Below are 25,289 nucleotides of genomic sequence, written 5' to 3' on the forward strand. Positions count from 1 at the left end.
CCCCTGGCCCTCCCGGACCGGAGCACCCACCCTGGCCCTCCGAGACCGGAGCACCCACCCCCCGGCTCTCCCGGACCGGAGCGCCCACACCTGACTCTCCGAGCCGGGCTGCCCGCCGTCGGCTTTCCGGGCCGAGCCTTCCGAACGCACCCAGCGTTTTGGGCCTTGCCGCCACCACGACTCGGGGTTACGATCCGCGTAATTATTAGGAAACTTTCCTTTAGGAAAGAGTTCTCACATGCGCCGATTAGCCGTCCTGTTGCTCCCGATCGCCATGATGGTCGCCTTCGCGGCCGCCCCGGCACACGCTGCCGCCCGCCTCACCGCCGCCTTCACCCTGACCGGCAATCAGGGCAAGTTCGTGGTGAGCAACCCCGACAGCGCCCCCGTCACCGGCTGGTCGATCCAGTTCGACCTGCCCGCCGGGGTCACCGTCAGCAACCCCCAGAACGCCACCACGACCCAGACCGGCACACGGGTCAAACTCACCCCGGCGTTCTACATCAACACCGTCCGGGCGAACGGGAACACCGAGCCGTACAGCCCGACCTTCACGCTCAGCTCACCCGCCCAGCCGACGAGCTGCCTGATCAACAACGCCAACTGCGACGGCAGCGGCGACCCGCCCGCGCCGGCCGCACCGGTCGTCGCGAGCTTCTCCCTCAGCGGCAGCCAGGGGAAGTTCGTCGTCGAGAACAACGGCGACGCCGCCCTCGACGCCTGGTCGATCCAGTTCGAGCTGCCCGCCGGGGTCACCGCGAGCAACGCCCAGAACGGCTCGCTGAGTCAGAGCGGCCGCCAGGTCACGCTGAGTCCGGCCTTCTACAACACCAAGATCGCGGCGCACGCGACCACCGAGCCGTACAGCCCGACCTTCACGCTCAGCTCGCCCGTGGAGCCGACGAGCTGCCGGGTCAACGACGTGCGATGCGACGGCTCGGCGGACACCCCGCCCTCCGCGCCGGGGAACCTCCGCTCGCCGGTCAAGACCACCAAGACGGTCTCCCTCGCCTGGGACGCCGCGACCGCGGGCAGCCTCCCGATCACGGCGTACGAGGTCTACCGCGGCACCGACCTGGCCACGACGGTCACCGGGACCGCCGCGACGGTCACCGGCCTGAGCCCGAACACCGAGTACACGTTCACGGTCAAGGCCAAGGACCGCAAGGGCACCCCCTCTCCGGCCAGCTCGCCGCTCAAGGTGACCACCAACAATCCGGCCGACGACACCCAGCCGCCCACCGTGCCGGCCAACGTGCGCAGCACCGGCAAGACGTCGTCCAGCGTCGCGCTCGCGTGGGACGCCTCGACCGACAACAAGGGCGTCGCCGGATACGACGTGTACGTCGGCACGACACTGGCGACGAGCGTGCTCGGCACCACGGCCACGGTGATCGGGTTGTCCCCGTCCACGGAGTACACCTTCACCGTGCGGGCCCGTGACCTCTACGACAACACGTCGGCTGCCGGCGTCGCCGTCAAGGCGACCACCGCCGACATCGTCGAGAACGGGTACGCCAGGGTCGGCTACTTCGTGCAGTGGGGCATCTACGGCCGCCAGTACTTCGTGAAGAACCTCGACACGACCGGGGCGGCGGCGAAGCTGACCCACCTCAACTACGCGTTCGCCAACATCGACCCGGTGAAGCTGACCTGCCTCAACGGCGTCACCAAGGGAACCTCGTCCGACCCGCAGGACCCGAACCAGGGTGACGGCTCCGGCGACGCCGACGCCGACTACGGCCGGCCGATGAGCTCGGCGCAGTCCGTGGACGGGGTCGCCGACACCGGCTGGGAGAAGCTGCGCGGCAACTACAACCAGCTGCGCAAGCTCAAGGCGAAGTACCCGAACCTGAAGGTGCTGATCTCGCTCGGCGGCTGGACGTACTCGAAGTACTTCTCCGACGTGGCCGCCACGGACGCATCCAGGAAGAAGTTCGTCAGCTCCTGCATCGACATGTACATCAAGGGCGACCTGCCCGAGTACAACAGCGCGGGCGGGCCGGGCAGCGCCGCCGGGATCTTCGACGGCATCGACCTGGACTGGGAGTGGCCGGGCGCCGAGGGCCACGCCGGAAACCACATCGGCCCGAACGACAAGGCGAACAACACCCTGCTGATCGCCGAGTTCCGCAAGCAGCTGGACGCGCTGACCGTGGAGACCGGGAAGCGCTACCAGCTCACCGCGTTCACCCCGGCCGACCCGGACAAGATCGCGGCGGGCTGGGACCTGCCCGAGGTCGCCAAGTCCCTGGACATCTTCAACATCCAGGGCTACGACTTCCACGGCGCGGGCAGCGACAACTCGTGGGAGCCGAACCGGACCGGCCACCAGGGCAACCTGTACGCCGACACCGACGACCCGTACTCGTTCCACTTCAGCGTCGAGAACGCGGTCGACGTGTACCTGCAGGCCGGGGTGAACCCGCGCAAGCTCACCATCGGTCTCGCGTACTACGGGCGCGGCTGGCAGGGCGTCACCGACGGCGGCAAGTCCGGCGAGTGGCAGTCGGCGACCGGTGCCGCGCCGGGCCAGTTCCAGGAGGAGGCGGGCACCCGGGGCTACAGCAACCTGGTGGCGAGCGTGCCCGGCTGCACCGTACGGCACGACGAGCAGGCGGGGGCCACCTACTGCTACACCGGCAGCGCGAGCCAGCCCGGCCAGTGGTGGACCTTCGACGACACGTGGTCGATCGCCAAGAAGACCGCGTGGCTGCGTACCAAGGGCCTGCTCGGCGTGATGATCTGGGAGATGTCCGGTGACACCGGCACGCTGACCGGTGCCGTGGACACCGGCCTGAAGTAACCCTTACTCGGATATTTCAGGAAACGACGGATCTCCCGGCGGGGACGGCGAGGGACACGCCCGCTCGATGGGCGCGCCCCCGCCGGGAGATCCGCCAGACGTTCGTCCCGTCTGCGGCTTTCCGTGGCAAGGCTGGTCAGCGCGGGGCGGGCGGCTGCGGGCCCTTGGCGTACATGTCGGCGACGTGACCGGCGAGCACCGTGAAGAAACCGGTGAAGCCGAGGAGCGCGAGCGCCGCACCGACGATCACATCATTGCGGGTGGCCGTGGTCCAGGTCGCGCTGTCCGGTTGCTGCCCGGTCACGAACGGCGCCGCGACCAGCCAGACGCCGATCGCGAAGATCATGCCGATGCCGGCGATTCCCCACCTGCTCACCAGTCCTCCTCCGCATTCGTGTACGCGGTCTGCGTGTGGGTGCTCGGCCCGTGGGCGTTCCGCGGGCGGGCGTTCTGTTGATGGGCGTTCTGTTGATGGGCGTTCTGTGGCTGGGCGTTCTGCGGCTGGGCGCTCGGCGCGTGGATCCGCTCCATCTGGTCGGCGGCCAGTGCGGCCACCAGAGGCTTGAGCAGGCCGTGCAGGTCCTCGATGGTCGGCACCTGCGGCGGGGGCGGCGGCGGCTCCTCCTCCAGCGCCCGTGCGACCCTCGCCGCGTCCGACGAGTCGGCCCGGCCGTGCTCATCCGGATGCGGCAGGGCCGACCGGTCCGGCCGTACCGCCTGACGCTCGGGCAGCAGCCCGTCGGCGCGGAGCTGCGCGCGCCAGGCACGGGACCACACCCCGATGGTGGCCAGGGAGAACACACACACCAGCGCTCCCGTCCACGCGTCGACCTCCGACGCCGTGCTGCCGGAGGGGTAGTTCAGGCCGTACGGCGCGATCAGCAGCCAGACACCCGCGCCGAGAGCGGCGGTCGCCGTGATCAGGCCAGCCAGATATCGGGTCATTTGCTCTCCTTTTCCACCAAAGCCGCGAGCAGCACCTGGCCTGCCAACGGCCGCAGCAGCTGCCGGGACGCGGCGCGAGCGCGGGCGGCGTCATCGTCGGCGGCGGCGTCCGGCACCGCGTCGGGCGGGACGAGCCGGGCGGCGGCAGCGAGCAGCCGGGGCGACGCCCCGCGTTCGAGCCGGTCGGCGAGCCAGGCGAGCGCGACGCCGGTCACCGCCAGTGTCACCGCGCTCGGCCGCGTGGACGCCTCCCCGCGCAGCGGCACCTCCTTCAGGAAGAGCGCGAGCAGCAGGCTGGCGGCGGCGAACGGAATCGCCCACAGGTAGACGGCCTGGACCGCCGTGGTGAACGCTTCGAGCAGCTCGTGGAGCTGCGCGCCGGGCAGCCGGGCGAGCATGCCGGGATCGAGCTGGACGGCCTGCGCCGGCAGACCGGCCCTGGCGAGTTCCTCCTCCAGGGTGCGGATCTGGATCGTGCCGAACAGCGCGGTGCCGAGCGAGCCGCCGAGAGTGCGGAAGAACGCGATGGCGCTGGACGCGGTACCGATGTCACCGGGGAGTACGGCGTTCTGCGTCGCCACCAGCGGGACCTGCATGAAGCCGCCCACACCCAGACCGACCACCACGGTGAAGGCCATGAGCAGCACCCGCGACGTGTCCACCTCGACCAGGCTGAGCAGGTACAGCCCGACGGCCAGGATCCCCGCTCCCAGGACGGGCATCGCCTTGTACCGGCCGGTCTTGGAGACCAGCGCCCCGCTCACCAGAGAGGCGACGATCACGCCGCCGGTCAGCGGGACGAGGGCGAGCCCGGACTCCGTGGCCGTGTCGCCGCGGACGATCTGGAGATAGGTGGGCAGGTAGACCACGGCGCCGAACAGCGCGGCTCCGGACAGCAGCGACAACCCCGCACTGACCGCGACCACCGGATCGGTGATGACCCGCGGCGGCAGGATCGGCTCGGCCGCGCTGCGCTGCCGGGCGGCGAAGGCCACGGTCAGGCAGACACCCGCCGCCGCGAGAGCGATGATCTGCGGCGAGGCCCAGTCGTACGTGCGACCGCCCCACACCGTGACCATCAGGATCGAGCACACGGCGGCGACCAGGAGGACGGCCCCGGGATAGTCGATGCTGTGCTGCACCGTCGTGCGGGGCAGATGCAGCGCGACCGCGATCACGGCGAGCGCGGCCACGCCCAGCGGCAGGTTGATCCAGAAGATCCACCGCCAGGTCGCGTGGTCGGTGAAGAACCCTCCGACGAGCGGGCCCGCGACGCTGGCCAGGCCGAACACGCCGCCGAAGAGCCCCTGGTAGCGGCCACGCTCACGAGGCGGGACGACGTCCGCGATGACGGCCATGGCGAGCGCCATGAGGCCGCCGCCGCCCAGCCCCTGGACGCCGCGGAAGATGATGAGCTGGGCCATGTTCTGGGCGAGGCCGCACAGGATGGACCCGATCAGGAAGATGACGATCGCGCTCTGGAAGATCTGCTTGCGGCCGTACAGGTCCGAGAGCTTGCCGTACAACGGGGTCCCGGCCGTGGAGGCGAGCAGATAGGACGTGACCACCCAGGAGAGCTGGTCCAGCCCGCCGAGCTCCTGCGCGATCATGGGCAGCGCGGTGGCCACGATCATCTGGTCCAGAGCGGCGAGCAGCATGGCGAGCATGAGTCCGGCCATGACGAGCCGGATCTGCGCGCGAGTCAACAACGACAACCCCCGCTTCGATCACAATGAGTGATGACGACACTACGCAGAGATGAGGATCGCCGTACCGAGAATGACCATTCTTCTCCTCACCCGCCCGCGCGAGCGGTTTCCTGCGCGGGTTCCGGCGGGCGGGTTCCGGCGGAACCCAGCGGGATGCAAGGTGGCTCCAAGTCGGCGGCACTACTCATGGAGGCATGAAGAACAGCACCATCATCAGGACCGCCCGCAGAACCGCCCGCGCGGCCGGTGCCGCCGCGCTGCTGACGGTCGTGGCCGTCGGCGGCCTGACCGCGCCGGCCGAGGCCGCCGCGGCCCGGCTCCACTGGGGACCCGTCCAGTCCAAGGGCGGCCACGGGGGGTACGCCAAGGCCGACGTGTGGATCACCGACTTCAGCGCGGAGACGTTCGTCGTGTCGGGCACGCTGTACGACCGCGACCGGCACGACGGTCATTGCGCGTACATCCGCGCCCGCTTCCACTACGCCGGCGGCGGCACCGGATGGGCCCAGCCCAGGTCGACCTGCGCGGCGAAGAGCTCCTTCCGGCTCTCCTCCGACGGCGAGATCACGCGTGTGGACGTGAAGGTCTGCGTACTGGACAAGGCCCGCCGGGCCACCGTGAACTGCTACGTCGATCCGATCAAGGCCTCGACCGTGGCCAACTGGCCCCAGTAGCCGCACGGGCGGGTCGGTGGGGCCAGTCGGTCACGGCCGGGAGCGGGTCAAAGCGGGTCAGATGGTGACGCGGACCCCGTACCTCTCCAGCCAGGCGTTGAACTGGATGAGCTGCTCCATCGCGGCCCTGCTCTCCTGGAGGCTGGTCGTCCCCACCTCGTGGTCGAGCGCGGTCCGCGCCTTCGCCATGTCGAGCAGCGGCGCCACCGGCAGGTCGTCCAGGCCGAGGAGTCTGACCGCCTCGGCCTGGAGCGCCCGCTCGTACGCGGGGTCCTGGGTCGAGGGGTAAGGGCTCTTGCGGCGCTCGACCACCGAACGCGGCAGGACGTCCGCGGTGGCGGCGCGCAGGAGGCTCTTCTCCCGCCCGTCGAACGTCTTCATCGCCCACGGGGCGTTGTAGACGTACTCCACCAGGCGGTGGTCGCAGAACGGGACGCGCACCTCCAGGCCGACGGCCATGCTCATCCGGTCCTTGCGGTCCAGGAGGATCTGCACGAAGCGGGTGAGGTGCAGATAGCTGACCTCCCGCATCCGCTTCTGCAGGCCGGTCTCACCGGGCAGCGGCTTCACCTCGGCCAGGGCCTGCTGGTAGGCGTCGGCCCGGTAGGCGGGGATGTCGAGCTTGCGGGTGAGCTCCTCGTCGAAGAGCCCGTCCAGGCCGCGGCGCCCGATGGAGCCCCGCATGGCCAGCCACGGGAAGGTGCCGGAGTTGACCGCCTCGGCGTCGTGGAACCACTTGTACCCGCCGAAGACCTCGTCGGCGGATTCGCCGGAGAGCGCCACGGTCGAGTGTCCGCGGATCGCCTTGAACAGCAGGTAGAGCGAGGTGTCCATGTCGCCGATGCCGGCCGGCAGGTCGCGTGCCCGCAGCACCGCCGCACGGACGGCCGGGTCCATCAGATCGGCCGAGTTCAGCAGGATGTCGGTGTGGTCGGCGCCGATGTGCTTGACCACGTCCTTGACGTACGGGCCGTCAGGGGTGTCGCGCATCTCGTCGGGCTGGAAGTTCTCGGTGTACCCGGCGAAGTCGACGGAGAACGACCGGACCTTCGTCGTGCCCAGCGCCCTCGCGGCGAGCGCGGTCACGGCGCTGGAGTCCAGGCCGCCCGACAGCAGGCTGCACAGTGGCACGTCCGAGATGAGCTGGCGGCTGACGATGTCGTCCAGCAGCCCGCGCACGTTCTCGATCGTGGTGGGCAGGTCGTCGGTGTGCTCGCGGGACTCCAGGGTCCAGTAACGGCGCCGGGTCACGCCTTCGCGGCGGATCCGGACGAGCTGGCCGGGACGGACCTCGTACATGCCGCGGTAGATGGCCCGCTCCGGCGTCTTGACGAAGGCGAGCAGCTCGCGCAGGCCGTCGGCGTCGACCACCCGTTCCGCCAGCGGGTTGGCGAGGATCGCCTTCGGCTCCGAGCCGAACAGCACCCCTGACGGGGTCGGGTAGTAGTAGAGCGGCTTGATGCCCATCCGGTCGCGCACGAGGAGCAGTTCCTCGCGGCGGGCGTCCCAGATGGCGAAGGCGTACATGCCGTTGAGCCGGCCGACGAAGTCCTCTCCCCACTCCAGGTACGCCTCGAGGACGACCTCGGTGTCGCTCTCCGTCCGGAAGTGGTGCCCGCGGGCGGCCAGTTCGGCGCGCAGCTCGCGGAAGTTGTAGACCTCGCCGCTGTACGTGAGGACGGCGAGGAGCCTCCCGTCCCTTTCGGCGGCCATCGGCTGGCGACCGCCCTCGATGTCGATGATGGCGAGCCGGCGGTGGCCGAGCGCCGCGTGCGGCTCCACCCGCAGACCTTCGGCGTCCGGTCCCCGGCACACCATGGTGTCGGTCATGGCCTGCGCGACGTCGCGCACGGTCCTCAGGTCACGGTCGTAGTCGACCCAGCCGGCGATACCGCACATCTTCGTGCCCCCCTAGCGAGAAGAAGTTAGTACAGCTAACTAAACGCCTGACCTGGGCGGATTATGCCCGCGCGGATCCAGAATCAGCTCGCCGACCTCCGCAAAGAGCTACAAATGTCACGTAAAGCGACGAACCCACCCGCATGGGGCCGGTGGGTTCAATCTCGATGCAACCGTGCTGATCAGACAAGGATCACTGGCAACCGGGCCCAGAGGAGCCCATGAAAAGGATCAGACACAGAAGCGGTTGCTCTGAGTCTTGCCATACAGGAATAGATGTCATGTCAGAAGCACGATTTTGCCCGTGAAGCGCCGTGCCTCGATGTCGGCATGTGCGGCGTCGGCCGCTGCCAGCGGATAACTCTGGCCGATGACCGGAGCCAGCCGACCCGCGGCGGCTTCGCTCAGCACGTGCGTCACCCGCCGGGGATTGTCCGGCCAAAACTCCGGCAGCTGCGACATGTCCACTACCGTGAGCCGCCGCCGGCCCACATCACTGATCACGGTCTGTGCCCCGCTGGTCATGCCGTACCCGGAGAACCGGCCGCCGTCCGCGAGCAGGGACGCCGCCGCCGCGCCGATCTGGCCACCGATTCCGTCGAACACCACATCCACCCCGTGCCGGCCAGTGAGCATGCGCACCTGGTCGGACCAGGCCGGCATGGAGTAGTCGACCGCCTCAGCGCCCAGCTTCAGCGCGACGGAGCGTTTCTTCGCTCCGTGCACGGCGGCGATGGCCGTCGCCCCCGCCGCGAGAGCGAGCTGCACGAGGAGGTTGCCGAGACCCCCCACCCCCGGCGCCACCAAGACTCGCTCCCCCATCCGCACCGGGGTCCTTTCCAGCAAGGCCAGAGCGGTGCTGCCATCGTCCATCACGGCCATGGCGCTGCGCAGGTCAAGACCCTCCGGCACCGGAAAGGCGGTCTCCAGCGCGGCGACAACTGTGTCGGCGTAACCTCCGCCGTACCCGTCGCTCACCGCTCGGGCGACCACCCGGGTGCCCAGCCAACTGCCGTCGACCCCGGCCCCGACCGCGGCGACCGTGCCCGCGACCGCACCGCCGGGAACATACGGCGGATCCACCGCGAACACCTCGGGACCGTTGCCGGACCGAATCAGGGTGTCCATCCAGGTCACGCCCACGACGGCTACATCGATACCGAGTTGTCCCGCTCCCGGTGACGGCGTGGGCAGGTCAACCAGCTTCAGAACGTGAGGGGCGCCGAACCGGGTCGCCATGATCGCTCGCATGAGGTCAAGTCTCCAACCTCACCTCGACTTGAGGTCAAGCACCGGCGCCAAGCCCCGCTTTCGCGGGTCAGAGGTTCCGCTCCGGTACGCGACTCGACGCAGGGGTTCCGGATCGATTCTGGCGGGAAAAGTCAGGCACGATACGACGTTCCCGGAGGTCAGGGGAGTTCGGCGAAGCGCTCGACGTTGTCGCTCCTTCCGGAGACGAGGACGATGTCGCCGTAGGAGAGCTCGGTCTCCGCCGTGGTGTAGGTGAACTCCTCGCCGGGGCTCTTGACGGCCACGATCGTCACGCCGTACTTGCGGCGCAGCTTCGACTGGCCCAGCGGGACGCCGACGAACTCCTTGGGCGGGTGGGTCTTGACGAGGGCGAAGTTCTCGTCGACCTCGACGTAGTCGAGCATCCGGCCACTGACCATGTGGGCGACCCGCTCCCCCATGTCGTGCTCGGGGAAGACGACGTGGTGGGCGCCGATCCGGTGCAGGATCTGGCCGTGCTGGCGGCTGACCGCCTTGGCCCAGATGTCCTCCAGCTCCAGTTCCACCAGCAGCGAGGTGGCGAGGATGCTCGCCTCCAGGTCACTGCCGATGGCGACCACGGCACGGTAGAAGTCGGGCACGCCGAGCTGGCGCAGCGCCTCGATGTCAGTGGCGTCCGCGGTCGCGATGTTCGTGATCCGTCCGGCCAGGCTCTGCACCAGCTTGGGGCGGCTGTCGATGGCCAGCACCTCGGTTCCCCTCGCCGCCAGTTCCAGCGCGAGGGAGCTGCCGAACCGGCCGAGGCCGACGACAACGACAGGATCGTTCTTCTTGTCAGCCAACGATGACTCGCTCCTCGGGTAGTTCGTAGCGGCGGGTGCGCTCCTTGAGGGCGAGCGCCGAGCCGAGCGTGAGGGGGCCGATCCTGCCGATGAACATGAGCACCACCAGCAGCAGGTGCCCGGCCGGGGGTATGTCGGCGGTGATGCCGGTGGACAGGCCGGTCGTGCTGAACGCCGAGACGGCCTCGAACAACACCTTGTCCAGGCTGTGCGGGGTCAGCACGAGCAGGACGTAGGTGGACACCGCGACGAGGGCGACGCCGAGCGCGCTGATCGCGACCGCCTGGCGCTGCGCGGACTCGGTGAGCCGCCGGTGCCCGACGTTGACCCGGGACTCGCCCCGCAGCTCCGCCCAGATGACGAAGGCCAGCAGTCCGAACGTCGTGACCTTGATGCCGCCCCCGGTGCCGGCGCTGCCCGCGCCGATGAACATCAGGATGTCGGTGGCCAGCCAGCTCGACGGCGCCATCTGGGAGACGTCGATGCTGTTGAAGCCCGACGAGCGCGGCATGACGGCGGTGAAGAAGCTGGCCAGCAGCTTCTCGGAGTCGTCGAGGGCGCCCATGGTGCCGGGGTTGCGCCACTCCGTCATCAGGAAGACCAGCGTGCCGGAGGAGAGCAGGAGCACGGTGACGACGACGGTCACGCGGGTGAGCACCGACCAGCGGCTGGGCCGCCGCCAGGAGCGCAGCAGCTCGAACATCACCGGGAAGCCCAGGCCGCCGACGATCACCGCCGCGGCGATCGTCAGGCAGATCCACGGGTCGGTCACGAACCCCATCAGGCTGTCCGGCCACAGGGCGAACCCGGCGTTGTTGAACGCCGAGATCGCGTGGAAGACCCCGTGGTAGACCGCCTCACCGAACGACTCGTCGTACTTGATCATCAGTCTGGCGGTGAGGATCACGGCCACGATCGCCTCGGAGACGAGGCTGAAGATCACGACGTTGCGCACCACCCGGCGGGCGTCGGCCACGTTGAGCGTGCTGGTCTGGGCCTGGGCCATGAGCCGGACCCGGAGCCCCATGCGGCCGGAGACCAGCATGGTGAACAGGGTGGCCATCATCATGATCCCGAGGCCGCCGACCTGGACCAGCCCGGCGATCACCCCTTCACCGAAGGAGGACCAGTACGCCCCGGTGTCGACGATCACCAGACCCGTCACGCACACCGCCGAGGTCGCGGTGAACAGGGCGGACACCCAACCCGCGGACTCACCGGAGGTCGTCGCGATCGGAAGCGTCAGGAGGACCGTGCCGATCAGCACCACGCTGCCGAATCCGGTCGCCAGGACCTGGGTCGGGTTCTGGAACCGGTCGAGTACGGCCGAGCCCCACCCGGCCTGCCGCCCCTTCACTTCGCCGGCCCCTTCGGAGAAGACCGCCGTACCACCGAGCGCCTCCGTCAAGAGAGCATCAAGAGACAACGTCAAAGAGACAATGTAAGCGACCCACGGTAACAGGATCCGCAGGTTAAAGCCGACGTACGTCACCTTAGTCCGAAATATGGACCGAAACCGGCGCTGACGTGCCGATCCTGCATGACAGGTGTCAACCCGGGACTCATAAGATTGGGCATGGACTGCCAGACCTGAACGAACGGGGTACCCGGTGCTACACGAGAAGCTGTCGACGATCTACGACAACGTCCTGCGCCGTAATCCCGGTGAAATCGAGTTTCACCAGGCCGTCCGCGAGGTCTTGGAGAGTATCGGCCCGGTCCTCGGCAAGCACCCCGAGTACGCCGAATCCAAGATCATTGAGCGGATATGTGAGCCCGAGCGGCAGATCATCTTCCGTGTGCCCTGGGAGGACGACCAGGGCGAGGTGCAGATCAACCGTGGCTTCCGGGTCGAGTTCAACAGCGCGCTCGGGCCGTACAAGGGCGGGCTGCGCTTCCACCCGTCCGTCTATCTGGGGATCATCAAGTTCCTCGGGTTCGAGCAGATCTTCAAGAACAGCCTGACCGGCCTGCCCATCGGCGGCGGCAAGGGCGGCTCGGACTTCGACCCCAAGGGCAGGTCCCAGAGCGAGATCATGCGCTTCTGCCAGAGCTTCATGACCGAGCTCTACCGCCACATCGGCGAGTACACCGACGTCCCCGCCGGTGACATCGGCGTCGGCGGCCGGGAGGTCGGCTACCTCTTCGGGCAGTACAAGCGCATCACGAACCGGTACGAGTCCGGCGTGATCACCGGCAAGGGGCTGAGCTTCGGCGGCGCCCAGGTCCGCACCGAGGCCACCGGGTACGGCTGCGCGTTCTTCGTCGAGGAGATGCTCAAGGCGCGCGGCACGTCCTTCGACGGCAAGCGCGTCGTGGTGTCCGGGTCCGGCAACGTCGCGATCTACACCATCGAGAAGGTGCGCCAGCTCGGCGGCGTCGTGGTCGCCTGCTCCGACTCCTCCGGATACGTCGTGGACGAGAAGGGCATCGACCTCGACCTGCTCAAGCAGGTCAAGGAGGTCGAACGCCAGCGGCTCAGCGCGTACGCCGCCAAGCGCGCCGGCGAGGGCGCGGTGTTCGTGCCCGGCCACAGCGTGTGGGAGGTGCCCTGCGAGGTGGCGATGCCGTCCGCCACACAGAACGAGATCACCGGCAAGGACGCCGAGCGGCTGGTACGCGGCGGCTGCGTCGCGGTGGGCGAGGGCGCCAACATGCCGACGATGCCCGAGGCCATCCGGGTGTTCCAGGACGCGGGCGTGGCCTTCGGGCCGGGCAAGGCCGCCAACGCGGGCGGCGTGGCCACCAGCGCGCTGGAGATGCAGCAGAACGCCAGCCGCGACTCCTGGACCTTCGAGTTCTCCGAGCGCCGCCTGCGCGAGATCATGTCCGACATCCACGACCGCTGCCTGAAGACGGCGGACGAGTACGGCATGGCGGGGAACTACGTGGCGGGCGCCAACATCGACGGCTTCAAGCGGGTCGCCGACGCGATGCTCGCGCTCGGGCTGATCTGAGCCGGACGCCTCCCGGGGAAGGTGCCGTACCCCCTCGCGTACTCCCCTGGTCGTATGTGACGTGTCTCTGGCCGGACGACGACTCGGCGGGCGTGATGGGACAAGATCCTCCCTAAACCACGTATCTGAAGGGAGCGCACCGTGCGCAGGGTCTTCGTCGCGCTGGCCGGCCTGCAAATGCTCGCCATACTCGCGCAGTTCTATTTCGCGGGCGTCGGCGCCTTCGACAAACCGCAGTCGGACGACTCGTTCGCGCTGCACGGCACCACCGGAATGATGGTCATCCCCGTCCTGTCCCTGCTGATCACCGTGGTGGCCACGATCGTCAAGGCGCCGGGCCGGCTGATCGGGCTGAGCATCGCGCCGTTCGGCCTGGTCATCGTCCAGATGCTGATCATCATCCTGGGCCGGGCGCTGGACGACGCCACCGGCAACTCCACGACGGCGTCACTGGCCATCCTGGGCCTGCACGCCGTCAACGGCCTGGCCATCATGGCCGTCTCCGGACAGGTGCTCGCCGGAGCCCGGAAGTTCGCCTTCGCCGGCGAGACGACGCCGAAGAACGTGACGGCGCCGGTGTCATGACCACCTCGGGGCTGCTCGCGCTCGACCTGCTCGCCTCGGCCCTGACCACGCTCGCGTGGTTGGGGACCGGGGCGGCCGCCGCCTTCCGGCGTCCGAAAGTGGCGCTGGCCCTGTTCCCCGTGGCCGTGCTCGTGACGCTGGCCCGGGTCGCCTGCGTCATCGCGCTCGCCCGCGCCGGATGGTGGTTCGTCCAGGAGAAGGTCATCGTCGCGGTGCCCCTCCTCGGCCTCACCGTACTGGTGGCGGCCGTGCTCGCCGGGCCGCGTCTCGTCGAGGCGGCCCGCGGCCGTGGCGTCATGGCGGCCCGGCCCATCGTGGTGATGCCCCTGCTGGGCGCGGGCTTCGCCGCGGCGGCGGGGCTGGTGCACACGCTCCTGCTCGGCTACCCCGCGACCTGGAGCACGGGCCTGCTCACGGTGGCGCTCTTCGGGGTCGCCCTTCTGGTGAGCTGGCGGGTCGTCTGCCCTCCGGTACGCGGGCTCCGGCCCGGCGCCTCCGCGATCCTCGCGGTGGCCCTGCTCGGCACCGGGCTCGCGTTCGCCCCGGTCGAGGCGACCGACCTCGGCGGCGGCGTCTCCGGAGAGCGGCACGAGCACCAGGGACAGGCGGTGACCGCGCTGCGCGGGCCGAACGCCCCGGCCGAGGGCGGCAGGGTGCGCCGCTTCATGCTGACCGCCCGCACCTCGACCATCGCGCTGTCCTCCGGGAAGCAGGTCGCCGCGTGGACGTTCAACGGCCAGGTGCCCGGACCCGCGATCACCGCGACCGAGGGCGACCTGATCGAGGTACGGCTGCGCAACGCCGACATCGAGTCGGGCGTGACGCTCCACTGGCACGGCTACGACGTCCCCTCGGGCGAGGACGGGGTCCCCGGCCTGACCCAGGACGCGGTCCTTCCGGGCGAGGAGTTCGTGTACCGCTTCCTCGCGAACCAGGTGGGGACCTTCTGGTACCACACGCACGAGGTGTCCGACCTCGGCGTGCGGATGGGGTTGTACGGCACCCTCGTGGTGCACTCGCGTAACAGGGCCGAGGGCCTGGACCTCACCCTCCCCGTGCACACGTTCTCCGGCACGACCGTGCTCGGCAACCACGACCAGCCCATCCAGCAGCGGGCGTACCCCGGCATGCCGACCCGCCTGCGCCTGGTCAACACCGACAACACCCCGCACCGGTTCACGCTGAGCGGTACGCCGTACCGGCTGGTCGCGATCGACGGCAACGACCTCAACGAACCGGGCGAGGTGAGCAAGGTGGGACTGCGCCTGCCCGCGGGCGGCCGGTACGACCTCGCCTTCACGATGCCCGCCACCGGCGTGCGCCTGCTCGTGGACGACCGTACGGAGGGTCTGAAGCTGGTGCCCGCCGCGACCACCGGCGCCCTTGACCCCGCCGGGACGACGGGGAGCGTCGAAACGATCGAGAATGTCCGGACCACCACCGGGACGACCGACGCCGCCGGAACCACCGGAACCGCCGGGAGCACGGGCAGCGCGACCGCGGCGAGCCCCACCGCCGGTCCGGTCGAGAACACCGCGAGCTGGCCCGAACTCGACCCGCTCGCGTACGGAGAACCCGCCGCCCCGCCGTTCGACGCGAACGAGCAGGTGAAGCGGAGGTTCACGCTCGTCCTCGACCAGGGACTCGCCATGGTCGACGGGCGGCCGATGTACGCGCACACGGTCAACGGGCAGGCGTTCCCGAACGTCCCCACGCAGATCGTGACGGAAGGCGACCTCGTCCGGATCACCGTCGTGAACCGGGGACGCGAGACCCACCCCTGGCACCTGCACGGGCACCGCGTGCTCGTCCTCAGCCGCGACGGCCGCGCACCGACCGGGGCGCCCTTGCTGCTCGACACCTTCGACGTACGCCCCGGAGAGGTCTGGGAGGTGGCCTTCCGCGCCACGAACCCGGGGCTGTGGATGAACCACTGCCACAACCTGAGCCACGCCGACATGGGCATGGCCCTGCACCTCTCCTACGAGGGCGTCACCACCCCGTTCCACGGAGCGCACGGCGGCTGACGCCCCACCCCTGGGGGTGCTGCTCCATCCCGGGGGTCTGCTTCACCCGGCTCGTCCCGGGGGCCTGCTTCACCTGCGGGTTCCGGCGGCTCCGCGAAACGTTCGCGGGGACCGGGCATCCGCGCACTGACTATTCGCGCACTGGGCGTTCATGTACTGGACGTTCATGCACTGGACGGTTCGGATGCGCCGACCACCTGAGGAGCGGCTGCCGGCGTACCCACTGCCGAGAACTGTCCGTTTCTGTGGCAGATACGTCCCATACAGCGGGGCGCCCCTCGCGGCCGGTCGGGCTGCCCGAGACCGACATCCGGAAGGTCTGGGAGGGAATCGCGCTCCACACCACCCCCGAGGTGCCGTACCGGCTGGACCCGGAGGTCGCGCTGGTCACCGCCGGAGTCGAGACCGACGTCCTCGGGATCGGCTACGGGGAGCTGTCCCCCGACGACATCGCCGCCGTCACGGCCGCCCACCCGAGGCCCGACTTCAAGCGCCAGATCCTCGCCGCGTTCGCCGACGGGTTCCGGCACCGCCCTGACACCACATTCGGCACGGTCAACGCCGACGTGCTGGAACACTTCGTTCCCGGATTCCGGCGTATCGATTTCGTGGAGATCATCCAGAATTCGGACTGGCCCGCGTAGTCATGTGAAAGCCATCGCGGGACTTCACACGAGGACTATCCCGGCAATCACTTGATTCTCACTAGGCCGGACGACGTGTCCATCGGTACCGCTACGCGCCGGGCGTGGCCTCGAACGCCGTGGCGACCGCCTGCCGGGTCTCGTCCATCGACGCGTGTCCGCGCTCGCGGGCCACGGAGGTCATGTCGACATCGGGCATGCCGCAGGGGATCGCGAGGTCCCACGGGCTCAGGTCGCCTTCGACGTTGAGGGCGAAGCCGTGGCTGGTCACGGCCCGGCTGGCCCGCATGCCGATCGAAATGATCTTACGTCCGGTGCCCTTGGTCCAGACCCCGGTGAGCAGTTCCGATCCGGGCGGGGTGTCGCGGCGTTCGGCCGGGATCCCCAGCTCTCCGAGCGCCTCGACCAGCCGAAGCTCGACCTCGCGGATGTAGTCGACGACCCCCTCGTCGGCCCGCAGCTTGACGATCAGGTATCCGACGAGCTGGCCCGGCCCGTGGTAGGTCAGCTGCCCGCCCCGGCCGGTCTGCATGACGGGAATGCCGTGCGAGGGGTCGGGCAGGTGCTCCTCGGGCGTGCGCTTGCCGATCGTGAACACGGCGGGGTGGCTGAGCAGCCAGAGCGTGTCCGGCCGGCCGTCCTCCTGCCGCTCCTCGACCAGGGCGGCCATTCGCTCCATGGCCTTCTCATAGTCGACCAGATCATCCTGAACCAACGTCAACGGTCGTTCACGCATCGGGCACCTCCATTCGCGAGCATAGAACGCACCCCCAAAACGGGTGCACGCAGCCTGGACACGAGACATGCCCAGGCCCGCGCGCCGTGATCACCGTCAGGTGGCCGAGCAGGCGGCGGTGTCGTTCGTCACCCCGTCGCCGCCCGCGTGCCGCTACGGGCGCCTCAGTAGTGCAGGCGCGCAGGCGCCTTGGGGACGAAGACCCACATGATCAGGTAGATGACGAACTGCGGGCCGGGGAGCAGGCAGGACAGCAGGAAGAGCAGCCGGACGACGTTGGGCGACATGCCGTAGCGCTCCGCGATTCCGCCGCAGACACCGGCGATCATCTTGTGGTCTCTGGATCGGTACATGTGTGTAAACCCCCTTCTTTCACTCAGCCCAACGGACCTTCACCAAGATCAGGTTCCGCCGCCGACCCTGACAAAACCCTGAGTTGGACAGGGGGTTTGCTTTCCTCTACATCGGACAGTCTTCCCGTTGGCGGACAATCGCCGCATATCGGAAGGAAGTCTGACATGGGTAAGGGTGACAAGATTTCCAACAAGGCTCAGGAACTCAAGGGCAAGGCCAAAGAGCGCGTCGGCGAGATGACCGACGACGAGCGCAAGCAAGCCGAAGGCAAGGCCGACAAGGTCAAGGGCAATATCAAGCAGGCCGGCGAAAAGGTGAAGGACGCCTTCAAGGACTGACGCTGCGCGGACCGGCGGGCGGCGGGAGCAACGGCCTCGCCGTCCGTCCCCCCACCACCTATGGAGGCCCTGGAAGGCCCGTGGAAGGTGCACGAAGGCCCGTCCGGGGATGCTCGAAGCATCCGGGGCTCACGGTCGTGGCATCCGGGGACTCACCAGGGACTCAGAGGTCGTCGCCGCGGACGCCGTACGTGACGGCGCAGGGCGCGTTCCGCACCGACCACAGGAACCCCTCCCACAACCATCGCCCGGCGACCGCGAGGCGTGCGCGTACGCCGTCCCGGAGCATCAGCCAGGCGATCCAGCCGGCGACGACGATCGCCCAGTACGAGATGAGCCGGTAGAGGGCGACCACGGCGGCCGCGGCTCCGCCCGTGACACCGGCCGCGACGAATGTGGCGGCCATGCCGAGTTCCGCGATGCCCAGCCCGCCGGGAATCAGGGCGAGCGTCGCGGCCATCTTGGCGGCGACGTACCCGAGCAGCATCGTGTGCGGGCCGACCCGTACGCCCGCGGCGGCGCAGACGGCCGCGAGGCAGGCCACGTCGAGAAGCCAGTTGGCGAGCGCGAGGCCGGCGATGACCAGGCGGTCGCGACCGGCGAGCCGGAGCGCGTCACGAGCGGCACGGAGTTGCCCCATGACCTTCGGGCTCCGCCGGTACAGCCATCCGGCGAACCAGCGCGGGCGCAGCCGCAGCAGGACCACCACCGCGAACAGCAGCGCCCCGAGGGTGATCGCGGTCGGCGTCCTCGTGGACGGTTCGCCGAACAGCGCGAAGAGGCTCAGCCCGGCGAAGGTGGCCGTCGAGTACGTCCCCGCCAGCACCAGCGTCGCCGCGATGAGCGGCTTCGCCGCACCCAGGCGGACGAACTCCCTCGTCGTGTACGCGATGGACAGGACGGGCCCGGCGGGCAGCGAGTTGGACACGGCGTTGCGCGCGTACGTGACGGCCACGGCGCGGGGGTACGTCAGCCGGGCCCCGCCCAGCGCGAGCAGGCGGCTGAAGAGCCTGGCGAAGACGCCCATCGACATCGCCTCGGCGAGCACGGCCACCGCGAGCCAGCCGAGACTCACTCCGCTGAGCGAGTCCCAGACCTCGTCCACGTTCGGCAGCCGGTCCTTGAGGACGAACAGGGCCAGCGCCGTCACGCCCGGAACGACAAGCCATTTCCCGCCGGCCCATTTCCTACCGGCCCATTTCGTACCGGTCCGGTTCCCGCCGGTCCACGCTCGCCACCGCGGCATTCCACCCACCCAATCTCACGCCACGGCCAAGGGTTCCACAGTGAGCGCCGTCACCCTCCGGCGGGGGACGGCCAGGAGCAGCACACCGAGCAGCGCCCAGCCACCGAGCACCGCGGCCGGCGCGCCCAGTGCGGCCCCGTCGAAGTAGACGACGTTCCTGAGCGCCTCGGCCGCCTGGCCGACCGGGAGGACCTGCCCGACCGCCGCGTACCACTCGGGGATGAACCGGGCGCCCACCGGGCCGCCGCTCGCGGGCAGTCCGATCGGGATGAACAGGAGAGCGGCGAGGCCGACCGCGGCCATCCCCCCGAACCGGGCCAGACCCGCCGACACGAGAGCGATGGTCAGCGTGACGCACGCCGAGACCGCCACCAGCCCGGCGAACCTGCCGGGGATGGCGCCGAGCACCACGTCCGCCAGCCAGGCGTTCGCCGTACCCGCCGCGAGAGCGGCGACGGCGAGGACTCCGGCACGCGCCGCGCCGCCGAGTCCGGGCGCGATCCGGGAGATCAGCACCGCGACGGCGATGCCCGGGATGACGAGGGAGAGCACGTAGAACATCCCGGAGACGCCTCCCGCGTCACCGGGCGGCAGCGGGATCACGTCCTCCACCGCGAGCCGCGTCCCCTGCGCCTCGGCGGCGCCCTGGAACGCCTGGGTGAGCACGGTCGCGCCGGTACGGCCGGCCGCGCCGGCGACCAGGAGCTTCCCCGCCCCGGGCACGAGGACGGCGTCCACCTCCCGATCGGCGAGCGCGGCACGCGCGGTCCCCTCGTCGGCGTACGCGGTGAGGGCGAAGGCGCCCGGCGCCCTGGCGGCGAGCGCGGCGTCGATCCGCGTGGTGGCCTGGGCCGGGCCGACGACCGCCACGGGGACGTCGTGCGGGCGCGGTTGATGCAGCGCTCCCAGGAAGGACAGCGCGAAGACCATGCCGAGGGCCGTCACGAGGACGACCGCCGCGATCAGCTTGCGCATGGAATTCTCCAAACGATGAGTTCAACAACGTTGAGTTGAACATAGATGAATTCAACGTGGTTGAATAGCCCTCATGAGCGGACGACGGCCCGGATCGCCACAGACGCGCGAGGCGATCCTCGACGCGGGGCTGCGAGCGTTCACCGAGAGCGGGTACGCCGGGACCACGATCAGGGCCGTCGCCCGTGCGGCGGGCGTCGATCCGGCGCTGGTCATGCATTTCTTCGGGTCCAAGGACGGCCTGTTCGAGGCCGCCATCCGCAGCGGCATCCCGCTGCGCAGCCTGTCCGACGCCGCGGACGGCGACGTCGAGGGTCTCGGCCGGCGCGTCGTCGCCCGTTACATAGCGTTGTGGGAGGACCCGGAGACGGGCGCGCGACTCCACGCCGTGATGAGTTCGGTCGCGGCGTCACCCGCGGCCGCGGACCTGTTCAAGGAGTTCGTACGCTCCGAGGTGGTCCGGCCGTTCGTCCAGCGACTGGACGTGAGTTCACCGGAGACGCGTGCCATCCTCGCCGGGTCACACCTGATGGGTGTCGCCTTCGCCCGCTATGTGGCGCGGATCGACCCGCTGGTGTCGTTGTCCCCGGAGGAACTGATCTCTTGCGTGGCACCTGCCGTCCAACGCTACCTCACGGGTGATCTCCCAATATAGGGTGATTAACCCGACCCCATGGAGCGTGACATGGACATTTCGGGCCTGCAGCAGCAGACGCGACTGATCGTGCGCCAGAAGATCACCATGATGGTGAACCGCTACGTCGTCCACGTGGTCCACGCCGATGGGTCACCCGGCGAGGTCGTCGCCTTCGCCGAGCAGAAACGGATGGCCTTCAAGGAACAGGTCACGCTGTACACGGACGATTCCCGGCAACAGGTGCTCGGCGGCTTCAAGGCACGCAACGTGCTCGACCTCGCCGGCGAGTACGACGTGACCGACCACGACGGCAGGCCGATCGGGCTGTTCCGCAAGGACTTCGGCAAGTCGCTGCTGCGCTCGACCTGGCATCTCCGTCAGCCGGGCCTGCCCACCTACACCGGCAGCGAGCGCAACGCGGCCGTCGCTGTCGTGCGCCGTTTCAGTGACTCGCTGTCGTGGCTGCCGTACCACTTCGATTTCAGCGTGGGAGCGTCGATCGCGTTCTCGGTCGAGCGCATATGGGGCCTCCGGGACCAGTACGCCGTGACCATCGGCGATCCGCGCCTGGACCGGCGCCTGATCATCGCCATGGCCGTCGCGCTGGACGCGCTCCAGTCACGCTGACCCGGCCTGGGCATCCCCACTCAAGCCGCCACAAACCGCCGCCCTGAAGGAAGAAGGCGGCCGCCCTGAGGCGGCCGCCTTCGCGCGGCGTTCCTGCCGGGTCAGACCCCGATGGGGTGCCAGACGGTCTTCGTTTCGAGGAAGGCCGTCATGCGGTCCGTACCCGGGTCGGCCAGCCAGTCGATCCTGTCCTGCGCCGGCCGCAGGACCCGCTTGAGGTTCTCGGCGGCGAGTTCCTCGCAGCGCACCGCGAGGTCGGTGTCCGCACCGGTGAGGTCGATGCCGTTGACGTCCATATGACCGGCCAGCCAGGGGGCGATCTCCCCGGCCGAACCCGTCAGGATGTTCACCACGCCGCCCGGCAGATCCGACGTGGCCAGCACCTCCGCGAGCGTGATCGACGGCAGCGGGGCCCGCTCCGAGGCGACCACGACACAGGTGTTCCCCGTGACGATCAGCGGCGCGATCACGCTGACCAGGCCGAGCAGCGGCCCCATCGGCGGCGCGACCACCGCGACGACGCCCGTCGGCTCGACCGTGGACAGGTTGAAGTACGGCCCGGCCACCGGGTTGGCGGAGCCCCGGATCGCACCGATCTTGTCCGACCAGCCCGCGTACCAGACGAGCCGGTCGACGGCGGCGTCCACCAGCTCCCCCGCCTTCTTCGCGGTGACGCCGTCGGCGTCGACCACCTCGGCGACGAACTGGGCCCGGCGCCCCTCCAGCATCTCGGCGACGCGGTAGAGGATCTGCCCCCGGTTGTACGCCGTGGCCGACGACCAGCCGGGGAACGCCTTACGGGCGGCGGCGACGGCGTCCCTCGCGTCCTTGCGCGACGCCTTCGACGCGTTCGCCAGGAAGTCACCCTTGGAGGAGGTCACGGCATAGGACCTTCCGCTCTCCGAGCGCGGGAACGCCCCGCCGATGAACAGCTTGTACGTCTTGCGCACGGCCAGGCGCTCACTCATCGAAGGTTCCAATCTGGAGTGGACGGGCCGGCTGGTAGACCTGGCCGCACCGGCAGACTCCGCCGCGATGCGCGAACCAGCCATGCCGTACGGCGAAGCGGCGTGAGCGGCGGCCGCGGGCGTATCCGGTACCGGCCCCCGCGACGGCGCGCCGGATCAGACGGCGGCGCCGGCGATGTTCACACTGCAAGGTACGCCTCCAGTCCGTGTCGTCCGCCTTCCCGGCCGTAGCCGGACTCCTTGAACCCTCCGAACGGCGAGGTGGGGTCGAACCGGTTGAAGGTGTTGGCCCACACGACACCGGCGCGCAGCCGGTCCGCCATCCACAGGATGCGGGAGCCCTTCTCCGTCCAGATGCCGGCCGACAGGCCGTACGGCGTGTTGTTGGCCTTCTCGACCGCCTCGGCCGGCGTACGGAACGTCAGCACGGACAGGACCGGCCCGAAGATCTCCTCACGGGCGATCCGGTGCGACTGCGCCACGCCGGTGAAGACCGTCGGCGGGAACCAGAACCCCCTGTCGGGGATCGGGCACGGTGGGGACCACCGCTCGGCCCCCTCGGTCACCCCGGCCTCGGACAGCTCGCGGATCTTGGCGAGCTGGGCGGCGGAGTTGATCGCGCCGATGTCGGTGTTCTTGTCCATCGGGTCGCCGAGCCGCAGGGTGGACAGCCGCCGCTTGAGGGCGTCCAGCACCTCGTCGGCGACGGACTCCTGCACCAGCAGCCGCGAGCCCGCGCAGCACACGTGGCCCTGGTTGAAGAAGATGCCGTTGACGATGCCCTCGACGGCCTGGTCCAGTGCGGCGTCCTCGAACACGATGTTCGCGGCCTTGCCGCCCAGCTCCAGGGTGAGCTTCTTGCGGGTGCCGGCCACCGACCTGGCGATCATCCGCCCGACCTCGGTGGAGCCGGTGAAGGCCACCTTGTCGACGCCGGGGTGGTTCACCAGGGCGGCCCCGGTCTCGCCCGCGCCGGTCACGATGTTGACCACGCCCGGCGGGAGGTTGGCCTGGCGGCAGATCTCGGCGAACGCCAGCGCGGTCAGCGGGGTCGTCTCGGCGGGCTTGAGCACCACCGTGTTGCCGCACGCCAGCGCGGGAGCGATCTTCCAGGCGAGCATGAGCAGCGGGAAGTTCCACGGGATGACCTGTCCGGCCACGCCCAGCGGCCGAGGGTCGCTACCGAACCCGGCATATCCCAGCTTGTCCGCCCAACCGGCGTAGTAGAAGAAGTGCGCGGCCACCAACGGCAGGTCCACGTCCCGCGACTCGCGGATCGGCTTGCCGTTGTCCAGGGTCTCCAGGACGGCCAGTTCACGCGCGCGTTCCTGGATGATCCTGGCGATCCGGAAGATGTACTTGGCCCGTTCCGAGCCGGGCAGCGCGGACCAGGTGGTGAACGCGGTGCGCGCGGCCTGGACGGCCCGGTCGACGTCCGCCTCGGTCGCCCAGGCGACCTCCGCCAGGACCTCCTCGGACGCGGGGTTGATGGTCTTGTGGTGATCCTCGCCCTGGGAGTCGACCCATTCGCCGCCGATGAACAGCCCGTACGACGGCTTGATGTCGACGATCTCCCGCGATTCGGGCGCAGGTGCGTACTCGAACATGTGCCGCCTCAGTCCAGGGTGAAGTAGTCGGGGCCGGCGTACCGGCCGGTGGCCATCTTCTGCCGCTGCATGAGCAGGTCGTTCAGCAGCGTCGAAGCGCCCAGCCGGAACAGGTCGGGGGTCAGCCAGTCGGCGCCCGCCGTCTCGTTGACGAGCACGAGGTACTTGATCGCGTCCTTGGTCGTACGGATGCCGCCCGCGGGCTTGACCCCGATCACGCGGCCGGTGCGCAGCCGGAAGTCCCTGACCGCCTCCAGCATGATCAGTGTCACCGGCAGCGTCGCCGCGGGCTGCACCTTGCCGGTGGAGGTCTTGATGAAGTCGGCCCCGGCCAGCATCGCCAGCCACGAGGCACGCCGCACGTTGTCGTACGTGGCCAGCTCGCCGGTCTCCAGGATCACCTTGAGGTGCGCGCCCTGCTCCCCCTGCGCGCCGCCGGCACCACCGCAGGCGGCCTTGACCGCCGTGATCTCCTCGAACACCTTCAGGTAGTCGCCGGACAGGAACGCGCCCCGGTCGATCACCATGTCGATCTCGGCGGCTCCCGCGGCCACGGCGAGCGCGGTGTCGGTGACCTTCACGTCGAGGGACGACCGCCCGCTCGGGAACGCCGTCGCCACGGAGGCTACCTTCACCCCCGAACCGTCCAGCGCGCGCACGGCGGTCGCCACGAGGTCGGGATAGACGCACACGGCGGCGACACGGGGAACGGAGGGGTCGGTGGGATCGGGATGGACCGCCTTGGCGCACATCGCCCGGACCTTGCCCGGGGTGTCGGCGCCCTCCAGCGTGGTCAGGTCCACCATCGAGATGGCCAGGTCGATCGCCTGGGCCTTGGCCGTCGTTTTGATCGAACGCGTCCCCAGCATCGCGGCCCGCGCGTCCGCACCGACCCGGTCGACACCGGGAAGCCCGTGCAGGAACGCGCGCAGCGTCGCGTTGGAAGAGGCGACCTCCGCGAACGGAGCAGTCGTAGTTGACACCTCCCCAGCATCGCCGACCTGTCTCACGGTTTCCAAACCGACCGGAGCCGAGCCCCTTCCAGGTTGTTTGTCACATGTCGCCGTTCACCGCCCCCGGAGCGTCTTATGGATCTTCACTTCCGCGGCGGGGACGGCCTAAGGGGTCTTAGGCGGTCCTAGGACACAGGCACGAAGCACAGATAGGGCATCCGCCTGATGTGGTGGAGGGGGCCTTAGCCCGAACCTTGAGTGTGTAAGGGAAACGCAAGGCGTTGAGAGAGGAAACCGGGATGGGTCCCGAACTGCACTACCAGCTGATCATCAGCCGCGCGGCGGAGCTCCGGGAGGAGGCGGCCCACCACCGCACCGTACGCGCCGCCATCATGGCGCTCAAGGAGCGGAGGCGAGACGGCCATCGGACGCGTGCGTCCTTCGGCAAGTCCCGCACCGCATGAGCCCGCTTCGAAGGCCCGGCCGGAGCCTCCCTCCCGGCCGGGCCTTTCAGCCTCCGTGACCCCTGT

General features: G+C 69.5%; 24 protein-coding genes. 10 read left to right on the plus strand and 14 right to left on the minus strand.

The window, feature by feature from the left end; genetic code table 11:
- The first annotated feature begins 238 nt into the window (after positions 1-238).
- Positions 239-2,806, plus strand: coding sequence for a glycosyl hydrolase family 18 protein (locus IMZ11_RS21325; protein ID WP_228644123.1), 2,568 nt, complete (start codon positions 239-241; stop codon positions 2,804-2,806).
- 136 nt (positions 2,807-2,942) lie between these two features.
- On the opposite strand, the gene IMZ11_RS21330 is transcribed toward IMZ11_RS21325, so the two are convergent.
- Genes IMZ11_RS21330 through IMZ11_RS21340 form a run of 3 tightly spaced genes read right to left on the minus strand, consistent with a single transcriptional unit; the run spans position 2,943 to position 5,457 of the window.
- Positions 2,943-3,182 (minus strand): SPW repeat protein, encoded by a 240-nt coding sequence (locus tag IMZ11_RS21330; RefSeq protein WP_228644124.1) that lies wholly within the window; start codon positions 3,180-3,182, stop codon positions 2,943-2,945.
- Positions 3,179-3,751: a hypothetical protein gene (locus IMZ11_RS21335; RefSeq protein WP_228644125.1), complete on the minus strand. Its 573-nt coding sequence runs from the start codon at positions 3,749-3,751 to the stop codon at positions 3,179-3,181. Before IMZ11_RS21335 ends, IMZ11_RS21330 begins: the two co-directional genes overlap by 4 nt.
- A complete protein-coding gene (locus tag IMZ11_RS21340) occupies positions 3,748-5,457 on the minus strand; it encodes an MDR family MFS transporter (RefSeq protein WP_228644126.1) in 1,710 nt (569 codons plus the stop codon). The genes IMZ11_RS21335 and IMZ11_RS21340 overlap by 4 nt, the downstream gene beginning before the upstream one ends.
- A 197-nt stretch (positions 5,458-5,654) precedes the next feature.
- Here IMZ11_RS21340 and IMZ11_RS21345 point away from each other — a divergent pair, with 197 nt between their 5' ends.
- Positions 5,655-6,134, plus strand: a complete 480-nt coding sequence (locus tag IMZ11_RS21345) for a hypothetical protein (protein ID WP_228644127.1) — start codon at positions 5,655-5,657, stop codon at positions 6,132-6,134.
- A 57-nt stretch (positions 6,135-6,191) separates the two neighbouring features.
- Here IMZ11_RS21345 and asnB read toward each other — a convergent pair whose 3' ends face one another.
- From asnB to IMZ11_RS21365, 4 genes are all read right to left on the minus strand, one after another.
- Positions 6,192-8,033 carry an asparagine synthase (glutamine-hydrolyzing) gene (asnB, locus tag IMZ11_RS21350; protein WP_228644128.1) on the minus strand — a complete coding sequence of 614 codons (1,842 nt, stop codon included), beginning with the start codon at positions 8,031-8,033 and terminating at the stop codon, positions 6,192-6,194.
- 279 nt (positions 8,034-8,312) lie between these two features.
- The gene (locus IMZ11_RS21355) at positions 8,313-9,272 is read right to left on the minus strand and encodes a zinc-binding dehydrogenase (RefSeq protein ID WP_228644129.1); all 960 of its coding nucleotides are present in this window, start codon (positions 9,270-9,272) and stop codon (positions 8,313-8,315) included.
- A gap of 170 nt (positions 9,273-9,442) precedes the next feature.
- Complete coding sequence (locus IMZ11_RS21360; RefSeq protein WP_228644130.1) at positions 9,443-10,105, minus strand: TrkA family potassium uptake protein; 663 nt, start codon at positions 10,103-10,105, stop codon at positions 9,443-9,445.
- On the minus strand, positions 10,098-11,462 hold the full coding sequence (locus IMZ11_RS21365; RefSeq protein WP_374462498.1) for a TrkH family potassium uptake protein: 1,365 nt from the start codon (positions 11,460-11,462) through the stop codon (positions 10,098-10,100). Before IMZ11_RS21365 ends, IMZ11_RS21360 begins: the two co-directional genes overlap by 8 nt.
- A 253-nt stretch (positions 11,463-11,715) precedes the next feature.
- Here IMZ11_RS21365 and gdhA point away from each other — a divergent pair, with 253 nt between their 5' ends.
- The 4 genes from gdhA to IMZ11_RS21385 all read left to right on the plus strand — a co-directional run bounded on the left by gdhA (position 11,716) and on the right by IMZ11_RS21385 (position 16,318).
- Positions 11,716-13,062: an NADP-specific glutamate dehydrogenase gene (gdhA, locus tag IMZ11_RS21370; RefSeq protein ID WP_228644132.1), complete on the plus strand. Its 1,347-nt coding sequence runs from the start codon at positions 11,716-11,718 to the stop codon at positions 13,060-13,062.
- 141 nt (positions 13,063-13,203) lie between these two features.
- A complete protein-coding gene (locus tag IMZ11_RS21375; RefSeq protein ID WP_228644133.1) occupies positions 13,204-13,647 on the plus strand; it encodes a DUF6220 domain-containing protein in 444 nt (147 codons plus the stop codon).
- Positions 13,644-15,674, plus strand: a complete 2,031-nt coding sequence (locus IMZ11_RS21380) for a multicopper oxidase family protein (protein ID WP_228644134.1) — start codon at positions 13,644-13,646, stop codon at positions 15,672-15,674. Before IMZ11_RS21375 ends, IMZ11_RS21380 begins: the two co-directional genes overlap by 4 nt.
- Positions 15,675-15,919: 245 nt before the next feature.
- Complete coding sequence (locus IMZ11_RS21385) at positions 15,920-16,318, plus strand: hypothetical protein (RefSeq protein WP_228644135.1); 399 nt, start codon at positions 15,920-15,922, stop codon at positions 16,316-16,318.
- A 91-nt stretch (positions 16,319-16,409) separates the two neighbouring features.
- On the opposite strand, the gene lipB is transcribed toward IMZ11_RS21385, so the two are convergent.
- Both lipB and IMZ11_RS21395 read right to left on the minus strand, forming a co-directional pair.
- Positions 16,410-17,054, minus strand: coding sequence for a lipoyl(octanoyl) transferase LipB (lipB, locus tag IMZ11_RS21390; RefSeq protein ID WP_228644136.1), 645 nt, complete (start codon positions 17,052-17,054; stop codon positions 16,410-16,412).
- Positions 17,055-17,218: 164 nt separating this feature from the next.
- Entirely contained in the window at positions 17,219-17,407 is a 189-nt protein-coding gene (locus IMZ11_RS21395) for a PspC domain-containing protein (RefSeq protein WP_228644137.1), read from the minus strand.
- Between the two features lie 165 nt (positions 17,408-17,572).
- Between IMZ11_RS21395 and IMZ11_RS21400 the strand changes: the two genes are divergently transcribed.
- On the plus strand, positions 17,573-17,746 hold the full coding sequence (locus IMZ11_RS21400) for a CsbD family protein (protein WP_228644138.1): 174 nt from the start codon (positions 17,573-17,575) through the stop codon (positions 17,744-17,746).
- 163 nt (positions 17,747-17,909) lie between these two features.
- Here the strand turns inward: IMZ11_RS21400 and IMZ11_RS21405 are convergent, their stop codons facing one another.
- The gene (locus IMZ11_RS21405) at positions 17,910-18,896 is read right to left on the minus strand and encodes a YbhN family protein (protein WP_228644139.1); all 987 of its coding nucleotides are present in this window, start codon (positions 18,894-18,896) and stop codon (positions 17,910-17,912) included.
- 111 nt (positions 18,897-19,007) lie between these two features.
- The gene (locus tag IMZ11_RS21410; protein WP_228644140.1) at positions 19,008-19,967 is read right to left on the minus strand and encodes a hypothetical protein; all 960 of its coding nucleotides are present in this window, start codon (positions 19,965-19,967) and stop codon (positions 19,008-19,010) included.
- 73 nt (positions 19,968-20,040) lie between these two features.
- Between IMZ11_RS21410 and IMZ11_RS45365 the strand changes: the two genes are divergently transcribed.
- Together IMZ11_RS45365 and IMZ11_RS21425 are read left to right on the plus strand one after the other, a co-directional pair.
- On the plus strand, positions 20,041-20,622 hold the full coding sequence (locus IMZ11_RS45365) for a TetR/AcrR family transcriptional regulator (protein ID WP_255706826.1): 582 nt from the start codon (positions 20,041-20,043) through the stop codon (positions 20,620-20,622).
- Between the two features lie 30 nt (positions 20,623-20,652).
- Positions 20,653-21,231 carry a hypothetical protein gene (locus IMZ11_RS21425; RefSeq protein WP_228644141.1) on the plus strand — a complete coding sequence of 193 codons (579 nt, stop codon included), beginning with the start codon at positions 20,653-20,655 and terminating at the stop codon, positions 21,229-21,231.
- A 101-nt stretch (positions 21,232-21,332) separates the two neighbouring features.
- Here the strand turns inward: IMZ11_RS21425 and IMZ11_RS21430 are convergent, their stop codons facing one another.
- The 3 genes from IMZ11_RS21430 to deoC form a co-directional block, all read right to left on the minus strand.
- Positions 21,333-22,199 carry an aldehyde dehydrogenase family protein gene (locus IMZ11_RS21430; protein ID WP_228644142.1) on the minus strand — a complete coding sequence of 289 codons (867 nt, stop codon included), beginning with the start codon at positions 22,197-22,199 and terminating at the stop codon, positions 21,333-21,335.
- Positions 22,200-22,378: 179 nt separating this feature from the next.
- Positions 22,379-23,806 (minus strand): aldehyde dehydrogenase family protein, encoded by a 1,428-nt coding sequence (locus IMZ11_RS21435; protein WP_228644143.1) that lies wholly within the window; start codon positions 23,804-23,806, stop codon positions 22,379-22,381.
- A gap of 8 nt (positions 23,807-23,814) precedes the next feature.
- Entirely contained in the window at positions 23,815-24,789 is a 975-nt protein-coding gene (deoC, locus tag IMZ11_RS21440) for a deoxyribose-phosphate aldolase (RefSeq protein WP_228644144.1), read from the minus strand.
- 269 nt (positions 24,790-25,058) lie between these two features.
- Here deoC and IMZ11_RS21445 point away from each other — a divergent pair, with 269 nt between their 5' ends.
- Positions 25,059-25,223 carry a hypothetical protein gene (locus IMZ11_RS21445; protein ID WP_228644145.1) on the plus strand — a complete coding sequence of 55 codons (165 nt, stop codon included), beginning with the start codon at positions 25,059-25,061 and terminating at the stop codon, positions 25,221-25,223.
- Positions 25,224-25,289 lie beyond the last annotated feature (66 nt).

The organism is Microtetraspora sp. AC03309, from assembly GCF_020826795.1.
GTDB classification, from domain to species: domain Bacteria; phylum Actinomycetota; class Actinomycetes; order Streptosporangiales; family Streptosporangiaceae; genus Microtetraspora; species Microtetraspora glauca.

Excerpts from the sequence above, each read along its gene's own strand:
- IMZ11_RS21325 (WP_228644123.1), top strand. The coding sequence starts at position 239 with ATGCGCCGATTAGCCGTCCTGTTGCTCCCGATCGCCATGATGGTCGCC.
- IMZ11_RS21335 (WP_228644125.1), bottom strand. The coding sequence starts at position 3,751 with ATGACCCGATATCTGGCTGGCCTGATCACGGCGACCGCCGCTCTCGGC.
- IMZ11_RS21345 (WP_228644127.1), top strand. The coding sequence starts at position 5,655 with ATGAAGAACAGCACCATCATCAGGACCGCCCGCAGAACCGCCCGCGCG.
- asnB (WP_228644128.1), bottom strand. The coding sequence starts at position 8,033 with ATGTGCGGTATCGCCGGCTGGGTCGACTACGACCGTGACCTGAGGACC.
- IMZ11_RS21355 (WP_228644129.1), bottom strand. The coding sequence starts at position 9,272 with ATGGCGACCCGGTTCGGCGCCCCTCACGTTCTGAAGCTGGTTGACCTG.
- IMZ11_RS21380 (WP_228644134.1), top strand. The coding sequence starts at position 13,644 with ATGACCACCTCGGGGCTGCTCGCGCTCGACCTGCTCGCCTCGGCCCTG.
- lipB (WP_228644136.1), bottom strand. The coding sequence starts at position 17,054 with ATGCGTGAACGACCGTTGACGTTGGTTCAGGATGATCTGGTCGACTAT.
- IMZ11_RS21395 (WP_228644137.1), bottom strand. The coding sequence starts at position 17,407 with ATGTACCGATCCAGAGACCACAAGATGATCGCCGGTGTCTGCGGCGGA.
- IMZ11_RS21400 (WP_228644138.1), top strand. The coding sequence starts at position 17,573 with ATGGGTAAGGGTGACAAGATTTCCAACAAGGCTCAGGAACTCAAGGGC.
- IMZ11_RS21410 (WP_228644140.1), bottom strand. The coding sequence starts at position 19,967 with ATGCGCAAGCTGATCGCGGCGGTCGTCCTCGTGACGGCCCTCGGCATG.
- IMZ11_RS45365 (WP_255706826.1), top strand. The coding sequence starts at position 20,041 with ATGAGCGGACGACGGCCCGGATCGCCACAGACGCGCGAGGCGATCCTC.
- IMZ11_RS21425 (WP_228644141.1), top strand. The coding sequence starts at position 20,653 with ATGGACATTTCGGGCCTGCAGCAGCAGACGCGACTGATCGTGCGCCAG.
- IMZ11_RS21430 (WP_228644142.1), bottom strand. The coding sequence starts at position 22,199 with ATGAGTGAGCGCCTGGCCGTGCGCAAGACGTACAAGCTGTTCATCGGC.
- IMZ11_RS21435 (WP_228644143.1), bottom strand. The coding sequence starts at position 23,806 with ATGTTCGAGTACGCACCTGCGCCCGAATCGCGGGAGATCGTCGACATC.
- IMZ11_RS21445 (WP_228644145.1), top strand. The coding sequence starts at position 25,059 with ATGGGTCCCGAACTGCACTACCAGCTGATCATCAGCCGCGCGGCGGAG.